This is a genomic window from Enterobacter cloacae complex sp. I1M (assembly GCF_014982425.1).
Classification (GTDB): domain Bacteria; phylum Pseudomonadota; class Gammaproteobacteria; order Enterobacterales; family Enterobacteriaceae; genus Enterobacter; species Enterobacter intestinihominis.
In genome coordinates this window covers 1-263 of sequence record NZ_JADCLG010000058.1, presented here as the reverse complement: position 1 = coordinate 263, position 263 = coordinate 1, and the positions used below count along the sequence as shown (strand labels likewise).

1 protein-coding gene is annotated in these 263 nt (G+C 53.2%); it reads right to left on the bottom strand.

Annotation, left to right across the window (positions count from 1 at the left end; genetic code table 11):
* The coding region (locus INF86_RS22140; RefSeq protein WP_255510271.1) for a phosphoribosyltransferase family protein at positions 1-263 on the bottom strand (263 nt) is incomplete at both ends.

The window sequence follows — 263 nt, the reverse complement described above, 5'->3', positions numbered from 1 at the left end:
CGGCACCTGCACTTCACGGCGCTCAGGCTTATCCAGCAGGGTACAAATCGCCAGTGATTTTGGTTCACGCAGGCTCAGGATCTCACGCACTTTAGAGAGCGTGTTGCCGGAGTCGATGATGTCCTCAACAATCAACACATCTTTGCCACGAATATCTTCATCCAGATCTTTCAGGATTTTCACATCACGGGTTGTGGACATGCCGCTGCCGTAACTGGAGGCGGTCATAAAATCGACCTCGTGCGGCACCTGCACTTCACGGC